Annotated in this window: 15 protein-coding genes and 1 pseudogene; 7 read left to right on the top strand and 9 right to left on the bottom strand. The window is 38.3% G+C overall.

Annotated elements, in window-relative coordinates; translation table 11 throughout:
• The 3 genes from HUN22_RS08320 to HUN22_RS08310 form a co-directional block, all read right to left on the bottom strand.
• On the bottom strand, positions 1-1,177 hold a 1,177-nt coding region (locus tag HUN22_RS08320; protein WP_174728027.1), incomplete at its 3' end, for a ComEC/Rec2 family competence protein.
• An 83-nt stretch (positions 1,178-1,260) separates the two neighbouring features.
• Positions 1,261-1,947: a lipoprotein-releasing ABC transporter ATP-binding protein LolD gene (gene lolD / locus HUN22_RS08315; protein WP_174728024.1), complete on the bottom strand. Its 687-nt coding sequence runs from the start codon at positions 1,945-1,947 to the stop codon at positions 1,261-1,263.
• Positions 1,940-3,175 carry a lipoprotein-releasing ABC transporter permease subunit gene (locus HUN22_RS08310; protein WP_004790618.1) on the bottom strand — a complete coding sequence of 412 codons (1,236 nt, stop codon included), beginning with the start codon at positions 3,173-3,175 and terminating at the stop codon, positions 1,940-1,942. Before HUN22_RS08310 ends, lolD begins: the two co-directional genes overlap by 8 nt.
• A 128-nt stretch (positions 3,176-3,303) precedes the next feature.
• Between HUN22_RS08310 and HUN22_RS18435 the strand changes: the two are divergent.
• Positions 3,304-3,405 (top strand): annotated as a pseudogene (locus HUN22_RS18435) (PilZ domain-containing protein); the annotation flags it as partial.
• A 29-nt stretch (positions 3,406-3,434) separates the two neighbouring features.
• Here HUN22_RS18435 and HUN22_RS08305 read toward each other — a convergent pair.
• Positions 3,435-4,343: a DMT family transporter gene (locus HUN22_RS08305; RefSeq protein WP_063099457.1), complete on the bottom strand. Its 909-nt coding sequence runs from the start codon at positions 4,341-4,343 to the stop codon at positions 3,435-3,437.
• Positions 4,344-4,350: 7 nt separating this feature from the next.
• Positions 4,351-4,839, bottom strand: coding sequence for a YaiI/YqxD family protein (locus HUN22_RS08300; protein WP_104079180.1), 489 nt, complete (start codon positions 4,837-4,839; stop codon positions 4,351-4,353).
• A gap of 245 nt (positions 4,840-5,084) precedes the next feature.
• Here HUN22_RS08300 and HUN22_RS08295 point away from each other — a divergent pair, with 245 nt between their 5' ends.
• Together HUN22_RS08295 and HUN22_RS08290 are read left to right on the top strand one after the other, a co-directional pair.
• Positions 5,085-6,026: a hypothetical protein gene (locus tag HUN22_RS08295; protein ID WP_174728022.1), complete on the top strand. Its 942-nt coding sequence runs from the start codon at positions 5,085-5,087 to the stop codon at positions 6,024-6,026.
• Positions 6,027-6,059: 33 nt separating this feature from the next.
• Entirely contained in the window at positions 6,060-6,206 is a 147-nt protein-coding gene (locus HUN22_RS08290; RefSeq protein ID WP_174728020.1) for a hypothetical protein, read from the top strand.
• 58 nt (positions 6,207-6,264) lie between these two features.
• On the opposite strand, the gene serC is transcribed toward HUN22_RS08290, so the two are convergent.
• Complete coding sequence (serC, locus tag HUN22_RS08285) at positions 6,265-7,344, bottom strand: 3-phosphoserine/phosphohydroxythreonine transaminase (RefSeq protein WP_174728018.1); 1,080 nt, start codon at positions 7,342-7,344, stop codon at positions 6,265-6,267.
• A gap of 385 nt (positions 7,345-7,729) precedes the next feature.
• Between serC and HUN22_RS08280 the strand changes: the two genes are divergently transcribed.
• Genes HUN22_RS08280 through HUN22_RS08265 form a run of 4 tightly spaced genes read left to right on the top strand, consistent with a single transcriptional unit; the run spans position 7,730 to position 12,579 of the window.
• A complete protein-coding gene (locus HUN22_RS08280) occupies positions 7,730-9,217 on the top strand; it encodes a TolC family protein (RefSeq protein ID WP_174728016.1) in 1,488 nt (495 codons plus the stop codon).
• A gap of 12 nt (positions 9,218-9,229) precedes the next feature.
• A complete protein-coding gene (locus HUN22_RS08275) occupies positions 9,230-10,351 on the top strand; it encodes an HlyD family secretion protein (protein WP_174728014.1) in 1,122 nt (373 codons plus the stop codon).
• 3 nt (positions 10,352-10,354) lie between these two features.
• Positions 10,355-11,485 carry an ABC transporter permease gene (locus HUN22_RS08270; protein WP_174728012.1) on the top strand — a complete coding sequence of 377 codons (1,131 nt, stop codon included), beginning with the start codon at positions 10,355-10,357 and terminating at the stop codon, positions 11,483-11,485.
• Positions 11,482-12,579, top strand: a complete 1,098-nt coding sequence (locus HUN22_RS08265) for an A1S_2622 family ABC transporter permease subunit (protein ID WP_174728010.1) — start codon at positions 11,482-11,484, stop codon at positions 12,577-12,579. Before HUN22_RS08270 ends, HUN22_RS08265 begins: the two co-directional genes overlap by 4 nt.
• A 44-nt stretch (positions 12,580-12,623) precedes the next feature.
• On the opposite strand, the gene gyrA is transcribed toward HUN22_RS08265, so the two are convergent.
• From gyrA to HUN22_RS08250, 3 genes are all read right to left on the bottom strand, one after another.
• Positions 12,624-15,338, bottom strand: coding sequence for a DNA gyrase subunit A (gyrA, locus tag HUN22_RS08260; RefSeq protein ID WP_174728007.1), 2,715 nt, complete (start codon positions 15,336-15,338; stop codon positions 12,624-12,626).
• A gap of 364 nt (positions 15,339-15,702) precedes the next feature.
• Complete coding sequence (locus tag HUN22_RS08255) at positions 15,703-16,635, bottom strand: electron transfer flavoprotein subunit alpha/FixB family protein (RefSeq protein ID WP_174728005.1); 933 nt, start codon at positions 16,633-16,635, stop codon at positions 15,703-15,705.
• 17 nt (positions 16,636-16,652) lie between these two features.
• Complete coding sequence (locus HUN22_RS08250) at positions 16,653-17,402, bottom strand: electron transfer flavoprotein subunit beta/FixA family protein (protein WP_016140229.1); 750 nt, start codon at positions 17,400-17,402, stop codon at positions 16,653-16,655.
• Between the last annotated feature and the right edge of the window lie 190 nt (positions 17,403-17,592).

Below are 17,592 nucleotides of genomic sequence, written 5' to 3'. Positions count from 1 at the left end.
GTTCAATAGTTTGATAAATCCGTAATAAAATAAAGCAGGAACCATAAGAGAGCCAAAAGCCTGCAGATAAAACACTGAAAGGATCGAAAAGTAAAAGTAGACTTGCACTGTAAACTAACAGTGAAAATGGCTTAACAGGCAGTTTGATCAATAATAAAGAAGCAAATAAAAATACTGAAAGTAAAGTTCTTAAGGCGGGAATTTCAAAACCAACAAATGCCGTATAAATCAAAACACCGAAACATAATGGAATTATGGCCCAAATTTGTTTAGGTTGATGCAAATAAAGCTGTGGATAATAACGTCGTACTAATTGATGTAATCCCCAAGACAACATGATGGCAAAAATGAGCACATGAGGCCCTGAAATCGCCAATAAATGAGAGATTCCTAATTCCTTAAATTGATTTTCGATCTCATCATTTAAGAGACTCTCGTCCCCTGTTAATAAAGCTAATAACAGTCCCTTATTCTGCAAAGGAGATTGTTTCAGCATTAATCTAAATTTTAGACGCAATTTTTCTATATTTAATTTTTGTCTGTTAAAAAACTTTTGTTGCTCTTTTAAATGATGTTGATAACCCAACCGATAAATTTCATCAGAGCTTAAAGGCTCAATGTGCTGAACACTAAAACCAGACATTATATTTCGCTGAATAAACCATTGTTCTTGATCAAAAGCTCCTGCCATTGCATAACTATGAGCTGGTCTGGTTTTGCCAGAAATTCGATAGTAATGACCTAATTGTAATTTTGGTTCATCTATGGCTGAGTTTACTTTTTGATTTTTTAAATATAATAGCCAGTTGACGGGATGTAGGGACTGCCCTAGTACCTGAACGGATTGCTGGGTCTTATCTTCTTTTTCTTCACTTATACGGTCTACATACACAACTATATCTAAAGATTTAGGCTGCATTTGTCGTAGCTCTAATCTTTCATTTAAAGCATGCTGAGCATATTGATGTCCTATATTAAAAAGGCTAATGCCACAGATTAGACAATAAATAGCTTTTAATATGGGGCGATTTAAAAATATATGCCTCTTAAAAATATAAAAAATAAAGGCCATAACGAGCAAGACTTTACCAATCCACCCATATTGCATTATGAGAGGGATATCTATCCCCATAAATGCAATACCCCCAATCCACCCCATTAAAATAAGTTTTAACATTTAAAGTCATATCATTATCTTTTTAGGGGCAAAATTAAAGCCCAACTGAGTGGGCTTTAACAATGTGATTTAATGACAATTTTTTAAGAACCACTCACCCAGAGACCATCTTCCATGTGCAAAATAGAATCAGCAGCCTGAGCTAAATGTTCATCATGGGTCACAATTAACATTGCCATGTTAAGTTCTTTCTTAAGATCGGTCAGTAATTCAAAAATACCTAGAGCTGTTTTACGGTCTAAATTACCTGTAGGTTCATCAGCCAGAACAACCGCAGGTTTAGTCACTAAAGCACGCGCTAAAGCCACACGTTGGCGCTCACCACCCGAAAGCTCACCTGGCTTATGATCCATACGATGAGATAACCCAACTCGATCAAGTAAATATTCAGCTTGCGCTTTTACCGATTTAAATTGGCTATCTGCTCGAAGCATAAGAGGCATTGCTACATTTTCAAGCGCAGAAAACTCAGGTAATAAATGATGAAATTGATAAACAAAACCGAGGTATTGGTTACGCTGAAAACCACGTTCAGCTTCACCTAAATTATCAAAACGCTGACCATTTAAAAATACTTGCCCTTGAGTTGGCTGCTCTAAACCACCTAGCACATGAAGCAAAGTACTTTTACCTGAACCACTCGCACCGACAATCGAAACAAACTGCCCTGCTTCAACTTGTAAAGAAAGACCTTTAATGACTTCAACTTTAGATTTACCGTCATCAAAATGTTTATATATTTCTTTTGCTTCTAAAACAATTTTACTCATAGCGCAGTGCCTCGGCAGGTTGAACTTTGGCAGCACGAAGTGCCGGATAGATAGTCGCCAAGAAGCTTAAAAGTAAAGAAACAATCACAATAATCGTCACATCTTGCCATCTTAAATAAGAAGGAAGGTAATGCACAAAGTAAGCATCAAATAGATTTAAGCCCAACACATTGTTAAACCATGAAATGATATCGCTAATAGTTAAAGCTAAAATAACACCTAAAACCGTACCTGCAACTGTACCAATCACGCCAATCACGGTGCCTTGCACCATAAATATTTTAGTGATCATCGACGGCGAAGCGCCTAATGTACGTAAAATTGCGATATCAGATTTTTTATCAGTCACCACCATGACCAATGACGAAACAATATTAAATGCTGCAACCACGATAATAAGTACAAGCAATAAACCGACTAAAGTTTTTTCCATTTGAATGGCATTAAATAAATTGCCATGCGTATAGGTCCAGTTCGTCGCATAGAAATTGCTTGGTAAACTTTTCACCAAATCATCTGCAACTTGCGGCGCTGCAAAAATATCATCTAGTTTTAAACGGACACCTTGAGCACCATCTGGTAAGCGTAATAATGTTGAAGCATCGTATAGAGCGATATAACCCACCATAGAGTCCACTTCAGCGCCTACACTAAAAATACCCACCACTTTAAAACGCTTGAAACGAGGTACAACACCTGCTGGAGATGGCGTTGCTTCAGGTAAAACCAATGTCACGCTGTCATTTAGACGTAAGCCCAATGAATCAGCCATATCTTTACCAAGCACAATACCAAACTCACCTTTTTTAAGTGAATCTAAGCTTCCGGCAACAATATGATTTTGAATAATAGAAACATTCTTTTCATATTTGGGATCAATACCTGTCACCATAATACCAGCGACTTGCCCTTGCGCAGTTAACATACCTTGCAATTGCGTAAAAGGTGCAACCCCAGTTACATGTGGATGATGTTCAACTCGCTTCACCAGCTCAGGCCAATCCGTGAGGATTTGTGTAGATGAAACTGTCGCTTGAGGCACCATTCCTAACACACGGTTTTTCAATTCGCGATCGAAACCGTTCATGACAGAAAGTACCGTAATCAATACAGCGACACCGAGTGTCAAACCGACCATCGAAACCAATGCAATAAAAGAAATAAAATGATTACTGCGTCTTGCGCGAGTATATCTCAACCCTATATACAGTGAGATTGGTTTAAACATACCTTCTAAATCCAAGGTCATTGATGGGAAATAAAAGATGTTGATGTCAAATTGCACCCACATCGACTATTTGACCATACCGTTAGATGCTGTATTAAGGTTTAAAAATCAGTAAGTTCTGACTTATCCTTAACAATCCTAATATTATATTGCTGCGCTATTTTCTACTAGTTGAGTTGGGAGATCAATTTGATCGTGCATTTCGCTACGAATTAGAACAATTTAATGAATAAGCTCAACAAATTACCCAAATCTTCTCCTATTTAGACTTCATATGTTGAGCAAAGTTCCGGTTTGCCTGAATGTCTTTATAGAAATATAAAAAGAGTCCAGACAAGATGATTAAAGCACCTACAAAAACCATAATTGAAAGTTGTTCATGGTTTAAAGCAGCTCCAATCATCATCGCTAACATAGGTGTAATAACTGTCGTTAAAGATAAAGTCGTTGCCTGAATATTTTGTATAAGTTTGAAATAACAGAACATGGCAACGAGTGATGCCATAAGTACCGTATAAATTAAGGCAAATAAAGATTTAGCTTCTGGCAAATGTGTTGGTGCATATTGCCAAATAAATGGAATAAAACAACTAGCAAAAATAGAAGATACTAAAATAGAGCCTGTTGCCTGAGCCATCGGCTGGATCTGTGCATTAACTTTCTTAACCCAGAAAATTGAAAAAGAATAAACAAACACACTGATCAGCATGAGAACAATACCAAACGGGTGCACATGCTGATTTGCACCGCTCAGACAAATAATAGCTAACCCACAGACCGCAATTGCCATACCCAACCATTGCAGCTTATAAAGTTGTTGGCCAAAAGCAAACCGACCAATAAGCCCCGCCATAATCGGCGCTAAACCAAACATAAGTGCGATCATGCCTGAACTTAAATATTGGGTCGCGGCATAGGTGAAAATTTGAGAACCAATTAAGCTAAAAGATCCGGCAATGTAGCTATGAACTGCTTGTCGATGCGTTGGAAAAGGTGTTCTTAAAATTAGCAATATGATGACAGCCAAAGGCAATGCAATAAAAAAGCGTAATAACAATGCCCACATCAGATGTAGATCTGACACACTCCAGACAATTGCCAACGGAGTTGTTGCCCAGATAAACACTAATAAGGCATAGGTTAAAGCTAAATTGGTTTGCGATGGCATGCGATGCTCACTTAGCTATTTTACGTTTTTGCTTTAAAATCGTTTGATCTAATGAACTTGAAAATTCACGTTTATCTCGCTCGGAAATAGGAGGCGGTCCACCAGTTTGCACACCTGCACCACGGAGCGTATCCATGAAATCACGTAGATGTAAACGCGCTTTAACATTCGCAGTTGTATAAACTTCACCACGCGGATGAATAGCAACTCCGCCTTTCTCAATCACCTGAGCTGCCAGTGGAATATCTTGTGTAATGACAATATCATTCTCAACCATGCGTTCGACAATTTCTTTATCTGCCTGATCGGCGCCACTTAAAACCTGTATTGATTTAATGCGAACAGAAGGCGTAATCCCGACATTTTGATTGGCAACAAAAATAACTTCTAATTGATAACGATCTGATGCACGTAAAATTACTTCGCGTAAAATCTTTGGTAAGGCGTCTGCGTCTACCCATAGCTTAAATGGCAGCACGTTATTCTCTATTTCCACTAAAAATATAAGTCTAACAGATGCCTTTCTAAGGTGAGTAGAAATAAATATTAAACTTATTTTTAATTTCAACATTTCAAGTTTTAGAAACTAAACATACTTTTAATTTATAAATAGAAACGGCACTTCTCTTTAAATGACTAAATACGCGCTTTTACAAGAGAATTTACATATGGTGACTTGAAAAATAGCAAACACCCTCGATTTAATATAACAAGTAATGTGAACCCAACAGCATCGTGCTTATGAAAAATCAAAACAGTCCAGAAGTTATTAAAGTAAATGACCAAAATTTTGGTAGTCATGGAGAACATTGGAATCTATTGACATCCCATCCCGAAACAGATGTACCAAAATGGTTAGGACTGGCACTTGATGCACCTGTAATGCCAATGGGTTTGTGTCAACATGAAGAAGACATGGATCCATCTTTTTGGCTTATTCAAGGTCCACAAGACCAAAAAGTTAAGATCAATCAAATTATTGCTGTTGAAAACCAAAAACCTCGCGCGCTTAAAACCGCCTTTCCTAGTTTTGAAAGTCCATATCAATATAATGCGAAAATTGAACGCATCATTACTTGCGACTCTGCGACACAAGCCGTGTTAAGTTTAAGATTAAATAAAAATACGACTGTTTACGCATTTGATAATTTATTTAGTGTTAACGCTTGTCGATATGACAAAAATCAAAACTATCAAGTCCAATTTAATGCATGGGCATATGAATTAGAACCTGTTCCAGCAGGCGAAAAAATTATTGTTGATGACCCAGCCTCTATTAAGCATCATCGTGCATTAAATGCAATTTTAACTGAGCATAATGGTGTTGCTCCTGAAAACTTACAGGAACTCATTAATGAGTGGCAACCAAAAACTCCAGAAGATCAAGAACCTGTAACCGTTGATTTTTCTAAAATGGTCGCTTATTTATATGGCGAAAATCTTGGTCAAGAAGATGAAGCATGGTTCCAAGGTAATATTGTTGGCAAAACTTCTATGACATTTATGGGAGCAGAATATACCCTTTATGATGTCACTTTGGTTTTAGAAGATGATCTTCCTGCCATATTGGTGCGTATTGCAACCAAAAACGATTTGTATAAAAACTTTAATATTGGCGAATATATTCGCGGTAATATCTGGATTCAGGCGACTATTTGTGCTAAAAAGGGTGAAACTAATTGAATTTCACTAATATTTTAATAATTAGGTTATTGAATGAAGATTATACCCGAACAAAACACCAGCCTCATTCAATCCAGTAGCCTGCGCGTAAAGGTCGATACTGGTGCGTTTTGCTTTTTTGTGTTGGGTATGTTCTTAGCTGCCCTATTCATGCACCAGTTTGGTTTAGTGCCTTTTTAATTTATAACTTATTCAATAAATAAAGCCCTCAAATGAGGGCTTTATTTATTTGTTTTGCTTAACCATTACGCTTTGCAAAATCATCCATAAAGTTAATTAAAGCCTGTACGCCTTCTAATGGTACGGCATTATAAATACTTGCACGCATACCACCTACTGAACGGTGGCCAGCTAAATTCAACAAGTGATTAGCTTCCGCTTCTTTTAAGAATTGCTTTTCTAAAGCTTCATCTGCCAAAGTAAACGGTACATTCATAATTGAACGGTTTGGAATGGCAATCGGGTTATTGTAGAAATCACTTGAGTCGATATAACCATAGAGCAATTGAGCTTTTTCAAGGTTCACTTTATGGATCGCATCTACCCCCCCCTGCTCTAGCAACCATTCAAATACTAAACCAGACAAGTACCATGCATAAGTCGATGGTGTATTTACCATAGAACCATTTTTGGCTTGGTCAGCATATTTTAAAATGCTTGGAATTTCTGGTTTAGCTTGATCAAGTAAGTCATCACGAATAATGACAATGGTTAAACCAGCAGGACCAATATTTTTTTGTGCGCCCGCATAGATCAAACCAAATTTGGTTACATCTAATGGCGCAGATAAAATACTTGATGAATAATCACAAACAAGTGGCGCTTTTACATCAGGAATTCCTGCGAACTGTAAGCCGCCAATCGTTTCATTATCCGCATAATGTACATATGCTGCATCGTCAGATAAATTCCATTCACTTTGTTCAGAAATTGCGAACTTCCCATCTACTTTAATGCCAGCTTCTACAACATTAATATCGCCATAACGTTTTGCTTCTTTTAACGCCTTTTCAGACCAGATGCCGGTGTGAATATAATCGGCTTTACTGTTCTTACCTAAAAGGTTTAAAGGAATAGCAGAAAATTGTAATGACGCACCGCCTTGTAAAAACAGTACTTTATAGTTTTCTGGAATATTCATTAACTTGCGTAAATCTGCTTCAGCTTTTTCAGCCACAGCAACATAGTCAGCACTACGATGACTCATTTCCATGATGGATAGACCTTTACCTTGCCAATCCAACAATTCTTGTTGAGCTTTTTCTAAAACGGCAGTAGGTAATGCAGCAGGACCAGCACAGAAATTGTACGCGCGCATGATTTTTCCCTTGTATAAAGTCAAACACAATAAAAATGGCATTTAACCACAGATTGCTTAAGCTTGCAGCAGCTTCTCAAGTAAATATTTCAATGCTGGACTGTATTTAGCTTTATTTTTTCAATTATTGGTGTCGTTATTTCTTTAGTTTTAATGACCAGCTTCCTCATTTAAAAAAATTTTTAAGCAAAAAGATCAACTTGACTTGTGATTATCATTTCACATACCTTGATAGCTATTACAAAAATATTGGCTTAGTAAATTCAATAATTAAAGGAGCTAAAAACCACCATGTTTTTATACAAATGTATAATAAACAAGATGATAATTGAATTTAATAACAAGAAATTTAAACTATAAGGGATGCCAAAAATTGTTATTTAAAATGCCAACACATCGATATAGACAGTCTATTTTTCCCTTTTCATTTAAACCAAAACATCTTGCTTTGGCTTTAGGCTTTTTTTTCACAAATCATTTATATGCTCAAAGCTTAAGCTATGCTGAAGCGGAACAACAAGCTTTGAAGAGTTCATATAGCACTCAAGCCAACCAAGCATTACAGCAAGCGTCTCAATTAGAAGCTGAAGCCGTAAAGGGCCTCGGATTACCTCGAGTTGATTTAAATGTCAGAGCCTATGCTTTTCATAGTGAAACAGATGTACCTCTTGGCTCTTTTAAACAAAAACTTGAGAATGATTTAAGCCAAGGGCTAAACGATAAACTTTCACAGTGGAACAATGTCATTCCATCGGATGTGCTGGGACAAGTTCAAGAAGGCGCAAACCAAACTATCCATGATGGTATAAACCGATTTCCAGATTATGCGAATCTGACCATTGAAGATCAGGTCGTACGCCCTTCCATTTCAGTCGTAATGCCACTCTATACAGGTGGCTTAACCAGCAGCGCAAAAAAAATAGCAAATATCCAAGCACAGCGTTCGGAACTTTCAAGCCAACAACAACAAGATATACAACGGTTTGAAGTCGTACAAAGTTACTTTAATGTGCAATTACAGGAGCAACTGGTCGCAAGTAGCTTATTTAACTTTAATGCGATGCAAAAACATTACAGCAATGCCCTAAAGCTCGAGCAACAAGGATTCATTAGTAAAGGGCAACGCATGCAGTTTGAAGTCGCTCGTAATAATGCGGAACGTACTTTACAAAATACTCAAGCCAACTTAAACGCCAGCCGCTTTAACCTTAATAATCTTTTACATCAACAAAATAATGTGGATTTAAGTACCCCATTATTTGTAAACAACACTCCCAGCCAGTCTCTAGAATCACTTTTAACCAGTTATTCGCAAAAATCCAGCCTTGTACAAAAAATGCAGATGGATACTCAACTGGCTAATGTAAATATTCAAGCTCAACAAGCCGCAAAAAAGCCAACTCTATTTGCATTTGGTGAATATACACTTGATGAAAATGAAGACTGGATTGTCGGTGTAATGGCAAAATACAATCTATTTTCTGGTGTAGATAAAAATAAGAATATTCATGCTGCCGAATTAAAGCGCTACGCTTCTGAGCTCATGACTGAACGAACTAAACAAGAGATTGAAGCACTTTTGAATAAATCATATAACGAGCTTAACTCTGCTCAGCAAAGTCATCAGCTTTTACAAAGAAACGTAAATGCTGCTCAAGAAAACCTACGTATTCAAGAGCTTTCTTTCCGTGAAGGAATGGGTACAGCAACCCAAGTGATTGATGCACAAAATGCATTAAGTGCGTTAAAAACTGAAATGGCTTTAAATGCTTATAAATATGTCATGTCACTCGCGACTTTACTACAAAGTCACGGCTCAATTGACCAGTTTAAAGCATACGTTAATCAACCACATACCGACTATATTCGTTAAGGGGAGTATAAAATGAATCAAGACTCAGCTCATTCAGAACAAGATGCTCCTGTTGCGGATACGGCAGAAACCAGCCAAGTTCAAAAAGATGATCAAGCGAGTGATCAGCAAGAATCAAGCACAAATAAGAGTGAATCCAAACCACCTAAAAATTCAAAAATTAAACTGATTATTGGTTTGATCATTATTGCCCTATTAGGTTTAATTATTTTTGGTTTGTGGAAAAGTTATCAGCCAAAGCCTATTGAACTACAAGGTCGTGTTGAAGCTGAAACTATTCACGTAAGTACAAAAGTTCCGAGTCGTATTGAAGAAATTTATGTACAAGAAGGCCAGAAAATTTCCAAAGGGCAGCCACTTGTTCGTTTGGTTAGCCCAGAAATAGAAGCTAAAAAGCAACAAGCTTTGGCTACCTTACAATCTGCTTTAGCATTTCAATCTACGGTAGATCGTGGTTCTCAACAAGAAAATATCGATACTCTTTATGCCAACTGGCAAAGCACAAAAGCACAAGCAAATCTTGCAAAAACCACTTACCAACGTGGTGAAAATTTATATAGACAAGGAGTCATTTCGCGTCAAAGACGCGATGAAATGCTCGCGGCGCAAACTTCTGCTCAAGAATTAAGTGAGGCTTCTTATCAACAATATGCTCGTGCAAAACGTGGCAGTACGAGCCAACAAAAATCTACAGCAGATGCACAGGTTGAAATTGCAAAAGCTGCGGTAGGTGAAGCAAAAGCACTAGAGGAAGAAACACGTTTACTCTCTCCTATTTCAGGTACGGTTTCAAAAACTTACGGTAAGCCTTCTGAGTTAGTCGCTATGGGTGTTCCTGTTGTCAGCATTCTAGAAGATGATGATTTATGGGTAAGTTTAAACGTGGGTGAAAATCAATATGCCTCTGTTTATAAAAATAAAACCCTTGAAGGATTCATTCCAGCACTTAATCAGAATGTGAATTTTAAAATTAAGAATATAGATGCAGAAGGTGAATTTGCCACCATAAAAACGACTCGCCAAACTGGAGGCTATGATATTCGTAGCTTCAAATTACATCTGGTACCTGAAAGTCCTATCAAAGATTTAAAGGTTGGTATGAGTGTTCTATTTAAAATTAAAGAAGAAAAATAAAGCATGTTTGCCAGTATATTACGGGAACTAAACTATCTAAAAAGCAATAAATGGGATTTGTGTATGGTGACACTTATCCCTGCTTTTATCATTTTCATGTTTAGCAGCATGTTTTACGCAGGTAAAGCTGAACACTTACCAATCGCAATTATTGATCAGGACCAAAGTGAACTCAGCCGTAATATTGAAAAGTATCTTTCGTTAAATCATACAGTAGACATTAAAACAATTACGGCAAGCTCTGCTGAGGCTGAACAACTACTCAATGAAACCAAAATATGGGGCTATGTTTTCATTCCAGATGGCGCTGAAAAACGCTTTGTGAAAGCGCAAGATGCTCAAATCAGCATTGCATTTAACCAGTCTTTTTTTAGTGTCGGAAATACCATTTCTTCAGCAATGCTGATCAGTACCCTCAATGCTTTAGCAGACTATGCTGGTCAAAGTTATCTTGTAAATAGTATTCCCTATTTAGATGTTCCTACAGCTCATGTAAAAATCTCAACGCTTTATAATCCAAGTATGAGCTATGAATTTTACTTAGAACCTTTCATGGTTCCTGCTGTATTGCATCTATTGCTATGCTGCTGTGTTGCCTTTGCCATTGGACAAGAACTTAAACGTGGCACATTAACATCGTGGGTAAACCGAGAAAGTTTTATTCAAGGCTTATTGGCTAAAAATTTGCTCTATAGCCTTATTTTTTGTTTCTGGACATGGTTATGGATGTTCTGGCTGGTTGAAATTCGTGGCTGGTTTGTAGCGGGTTCTCTTAGTTTATTGCTATGCGCACAGTTCTTACTTTATTTTGCCTACGCTTTGATTAGCAGCACGGTAATTCTTGCAACCAAAAATTTAAGTAAAACTTTTGGCTTTATCGCCGTATACGGTGGGTCATCTTTAAGTTTCGCAGGTGTTACGCTACCTTTAAATAATGCCCCTATTTTCACCAAGTTTTGGTCACTCATTATTCCTTATACCCCTTATGCCAAGCTTCAAACCGAACAATGGGTGATCGGCAGTCCAGCTTTCATTTCAATGACTCCTTTTTTAATACTCTTGGGTTATTGCCTGATTTATTTCTTTTTAAGTTGCCTATTGCTTAAAAAATTATTTCAGGGGGCAACGCAATGAAAGAGTTCTTAAAGGCTTATGGGCAAACATTTAAAGACATTGTAAGTAATAGCTCAGTTTTCACGACTCTGATTTTATCAGTCATTCTTTACAGCTTTTTTTATCCTACCGCCTATAAAGCTGAGCGTGCGGAATCTATTCCAATTGTGATTGTGGATGAAGAACAAAGCCTCTTAACTTCTCAATTGATTGGCCAAAGTGCAAATAGCCCGCATGTTCATATTGTGACCGTTACAAGTAATTTTTTACAAGCTGAACAAATGGTACGTGAGCAAAAAGCCGATGGTATTTTACTTTTACCAAACAACCTAACCCAAAGCTTACGCAGAGGAGAAACTGGTGGAATTGGCTTATATCTAAGTACAACCAACTTTTTAAAAACTAAAGAAATTGGTTTAGGTCTAGCAACCTCAATTGAAGCCACATTAAAAGAATATATTGAAAAATTCGGACAACGCACACATTTCCAGCCAGCGCTTTCTATTCATCAAGTGCCGTTATTTAACCCGCTTTCAGGATATGGAAGTTATATTTTTCCGGCTGTTGCATCATTAATTATCCACCAAACCATTGTGCTCGGTTTGGCAATGTTAATAGCGACCTACCGTGAGCAACATGAAAAAATCACAACTGTTCGCTTCGCTGGAATTTTCGCAAGTATATTGACCATTGGCTGTTTAGGTTGTTTTTATCTTTTCGGTTTTACTCTGTGGTTCAATGACTATCCACACGGTGGAAATTTTATAGGTCTACCCATTGCTGTTCCAATTTTTATTAGTTGTGTGATTGGATTAGGCATGCTGATCGGTTCACTTTTAGATATGCCGGAACGTGCCGGACATATTATTGTGTTTAGCTCTGTACCTTTATTCTTACTAACTGGAACCGCTTGGCCTCATCAAGCAATGCCTGAATGGTTACAATGGTTTGCGTGGTGTTTACCCTCAACACATGGTGTACAAATGTTTGTGCAACTTAACCAGATGGGTGTTCCATTAGCCACGGTTGTACCAAAGCTGATTTTTCTTGGGACCCTTGGGTTAATATTGACGAGTTTATCTTATTATCGGCTTGTTAAAAAAACGTCTTTATAAAATAAAAAAGGAAGCTTATGCTTCCTTTTTTATTTAAGTTTTACTTACTCTTCAGAAGCATCTTCATTATTTGATACAGCTTCTTCGCTATCAGTCTCAGTAGTATCTACTTCCCCTTCGAGAAGCTCTTCATCATCTTCTACTGCTTCAATTGAAACTACACCAACTAGCTTTTCTTCTTCGCTTAAACGAATCAGACGAACACCTTGCGCATTACGACCAGTCATTGCAACTTCAGCAGCACGAGTACGAACTAATGTACCGCCATCAGAAATAAGTAACAATTCTTTGGTTTCGTCAATAGACACTGCACCCACAAGCTCACCGTTACGTTCGCTCGTCTTAATCGCAATTACACCCTTACCGCCACGTTTCTTGGTCGGGAAGTCATTTACTGGTGTACGCTTACCGTAACCGTTGGCACTTGCACACAGTACTTCACCTGTTTCAGGTACAACTACAAGCGATACGATACGGCTTACTAAATTTGAATCTGCTGAATCGTCATTGTCATCTGATTCATCATTTTCAACATCTGCATCTTCCTCAGTTAACATGCTACTTGCAATGCTAACTCGCATACCACGAACACCTTTCGCAGTACGCCCCATTGCACGCACATCGGTTTCAGCAAAACGGATTGCCTTACCTTCGTTCGAGAACAACATGATTTGCTGATTACCATCAGTAATCGCAACACCAATCAAGGTATCTTCTTCATTCAGTTCAATTGCGCGTAAACCATTTGAACGGATATTAGCGAATTGCTCTAAATCAACACGTTTAACCGTACCAGATGCTGTCGCCATAAATACGTAATGGTTTTCCGGGAACTCAGTTAACGGCAAGATAGCAGTTACTGTTTCATTCGCATCTAAAGGTAACAAGTTTACAATCGGACGGCCTTTTGCACCACGTGATGCTTGAGGCACTTCAAACACACGAAGACGATAGACTTTACCTACGTTAGTAAAGCAAAGAACAGTCGCATGGTTTGAAGCCACGATGAGATGTTGAATAAAGTCATCATCTTTCATTGAGGTTGCAGACTTACCACGTCCACCACGGCGTTGAGCCTGATAGTCAGAAAGTGGTTGAGTTTTTGCGTAACCTGTTTGTGAAACCGTTAATACAACTTGTTCTTCAGGAATTAAATCTTCACGGCTAAAATCGATACGTGATTCAATAATCTCTGTACGACGACCATCGCCATACTGTTGTAGTACTTGTGCTAATTCTTCACGAATTACAGCCATCAATAAATTGAAATCATTAAGAATTGCCGTAAGTTCAGCAATTTGACCTAAAATTTCAGTATATTCAGCATGTAACTTGTCTTGTTCAAGACCCGTTAAACGATGCAAACGTAATTCTAAAATTGCACCTACTTGCGTTGGTGATAAACGGTAAATTGATTCAGTTAGGCCAAATGGACGATCTGGGTTTTCACCTTCGATTTCATCTGGGCGAACAGAAATTGCGCCAGCTTTTTCAAGTAAAGAAATAACGCCACCACCAGCCCACTCACCTGCTAGTAAACGCTCACGCGCTTCAGCTGGGTTAGCAGAAGTTTTGATGGTTTCAATAATTTCATCGATATTGGCTAAAGCAACAGTTAAACCTTCTAAGATATGACCACGTTCACGTGCTTTACGCAATTCGAACATGGTACGGCGTGTCACTACTTCTTGGCGGTGACGAATAAATGCCGCAATAATATCTTTCAGATTCATCAATTTTGGTTGTCCGTTGTCAAGACACACCATGTTGATGCTGAATGAGTTTTCAAGCTGTGTATTTAAGAATAAGTTATTTACAACGACTTCAGCGTTTTCACCACGCTTTAAGTCAATTGCAATACGCATACCTTCTTTATCAGACTCATCACGAAGTTCTGAAATACCTTCAAGTTTTTTCTCTTTCACTAACTCGGCAATACGTTCAATAACTCTTGCTTTGTTGACTTGATATGGAATTTCAGTAAAGACAATCGTTGTACGGCCTGTCTTTTCATCTTCTTCGAAATGATACTTACCACGAATGTGTAAGCGGCCTTTACCTGTACGGTAGGCATCAACAATGCCTGATTTACCGTAAATAATACCGCCTGTAGGGAAGTCAGGACCAGTAATATATTCCATCAATCCTTCAATCGAGATATTCGGATTGTCAGCATAGGCCAAGCACGCATTCACAACTTCTGTCATGTTGTGTGGTGCCATGTTGGTTGCCATACCAACCGCAATACCAGCAGCACCATTAATTAACAAGTTAGGAACACGGGTCGGAAGTACTTCAGGAATACGCTCAGATCCGTCGTAGTTATCTTCCCAGTCAACAGTGTCTTTTTCAAGATCTGCAAGAAGCTCGTGTGCAAGCTTAGTCATACGGACTTCGGTATAACGCATCGCAGCTGCGCTATCACCATCAATCGAACCGAAGTTACCCTGACCATCTACCAATAAATAACGTAAGCTAAAGTCCTGAGCCATACGTACAATGGTTTCATAAACAGCTGAGTCACCATGAGGGTGATATTTACCGATTACGTCCCCAACAACACGTGCAGATTTCTTGTAGGCTTTGTTATAGTCATTGCCCAATTCGTGCATGGCATAAAGCACACGACGGTGAACAGGTTTAAGACCGTCTCTCACATCCGGCAATGCACGAGATACGATTACACTCATCGCGTAATCTAAATATGAATGCTTGAGTTCGTCCTCAATGGCAATCGGTCGGATTTCCGATACGCTCATGCATACTCCTTCTTACAGATAGAAATTTCCATCTGCTTATATGTCTTGATCTTGCAAAAAATTTAGTTCCGAAAACTGAACTAAAATCGAAAAAAATATAGCTGTATACTATAGCATAAAAGCACTGTGTAATGTACGGAATCTACATCGCCAATCTGGTGATATTTGTATAATTTAATTGCATATTATTCTTATCATATCGCTATAACGAGCATCTTCTCATCTTGGTAAAACTATGTGATTTTTATTCCATAGAAATCAAACCTCAAATGAGATAAAAGTCTCAGTTATACATTGCATGTCGTTATCCACAATAAAAAACCCCTAGTAAAAACTAAGGGTTTTTAGCTTTAATCAATAAAGATTAAAGTTTAGATACCAACTCTGGTACTACAGTGTTCAAATCACCAACTAACCAGTAGTCAGCAACACTGTTGATTGGCGCTTCTTCGTCTTTGTTGATTGCAACAATAACTTTAGAATCTTTCATACCAGCTAAATGCTGGATCGCACCAGAAATACCTACAGCAACGTAAAGGTCAGGTGCAACGATTTTACCAGTTTGACCAACTTGGAAGTCGTTAGGTACAAAGCCTGCATCAACTGCCGCACGTGAAGCACCTTGTGCTGCACCAAGCTTGTCAGCTAATGGATCAAGTACTTTATGGTAGTTCTCACCAGAACCTACACCACGACCACCAGAAACGACGATGCGAGCCGCAGTTAATTCTGGACGGTCAAGCTTCACGATTTCTTCAGATACGAAGTTAGAAATACCTGCATCTTTCGCTTCACTTACTGCTTCAACAGCAGCTGAACCACCTTCCGCAGCAACTGGATCAAATGCTGTACCACGAACGGTACCAACAATGATTGCTTCGTCAGATTGAACAGTTGCAATCGCGTTACCTGCATAGATAGGACGCTTGAATATGTTTGCAGATTCAACAGAAATAATATCTGTGATCATGCTTACATCAAGAAGAGCAGCAACACGTGGAAGAATGTTCTTACCAGTTGTTGTAGAAGCAGCTAATACGTATTTGTAACCTTTAGCCAAGTCAGCAACTAAGCCAGCTACGTTTTCAGCTAACTGGTTTGCATAAGCAGCGTTGTCAGCAAGTAAAACTTTGCTTACACCAGCAACTTTAGCAGCAGCATCAGCAACTGCTTGAGCACCAGAACCAGCAACTAATACAGTAATATCACCACCGATTTTTTGTGCTGCAGCAACAACGTTTAAAGTAGCACCGTTAAGTACTTGGTTGTTGTGGTCAGCGATAACTAAAATACTCATGATTTTATCCTTCCGTATTAGATCACTTTCGCTTCATTTTTCAATTTTTCAACAAGCTCATCTACAGATTTCACTTGTACGCCAGCTTTACGTTCTGCCGGAGCTTCAACTTTAACAGTTTTAAGCTTAGTACCAGCTGTAACGCCATAATCAGCAGGAGACTTAGTATCAAGTGGCTTCTTACGAGCTTTCATGATGTTAGGCAATGCTGCATAACGTGGCTCGTTCAAACGCAAGTCAGTCGTGATGATTGCAGGAAGTGTAAGTTCAACAGTTTGTAAACCACCGTCAACTTCACGAGTTACTTGTACTTTACCGCCATCAACTTTCACTTCAGAAGCGAATGTACCTTGACCAGCGCCTAATAAAGCACCAAGCATTTGACCTACTTGGTTAGAGTCATCATCAATTGCTTGTTTACCAAGAAGGATAAGTTCTGGTTTTTCAGCGTCAACAACACCTTTTAAAATTTTAGCAACTTCTAAAGCGCCAATTTCATCAGTCGTTTCAACCAAAATACCGCGGTCTGCGCCTAGAGCCATTGCAGAACGGATTTGTTCTTGAGCTTCTTTAGGACCTACAGAAACAACAACGATTTCTGATACTGTTCCTTTTTCTTTTAAGCGAACCGCTTCTTCCACTGCGATTTCACAAAATGGGTTAATTGACATTTTTACGTTGGTAAGGTCAACCCCACTATTGTCCGGCTTAACACGAACTTTAACGTTGGCATCAACCACGCGTTTTACAGCAACAAGAGCCTTCATGTAATCCTCGGCTGTTCTAGCAAAAGTAAATGTTGAGAAAAGTATATTAACTCTTCAATTAAAATTTTTTAGGTACCCTATCTTGCAATGTGTTTGGCATTTCGGTCAAGTCACAATTTTCTGGAACAGTACAAAAAAAATGAAATCATCAGTTCATAAAAAAAATTTAGGCTAATATGAGGGCCTATTT

The sequence above is a fragment of the Acinetobacter lactucae genome (assembly GCF_013344765.1).
GTDB classification, from domain to species: Bacteria; Pseudomonadota; Gammaproteobacteria; order Pseudomonadales; family Moraxellaceae; genus Acinetobacter; species Acinetobacter lactucae_A.
Note: the sequence above shows the minus strand (reverse complement) of the source record. Positions and strands in the feature narration are given on the sequence as shown.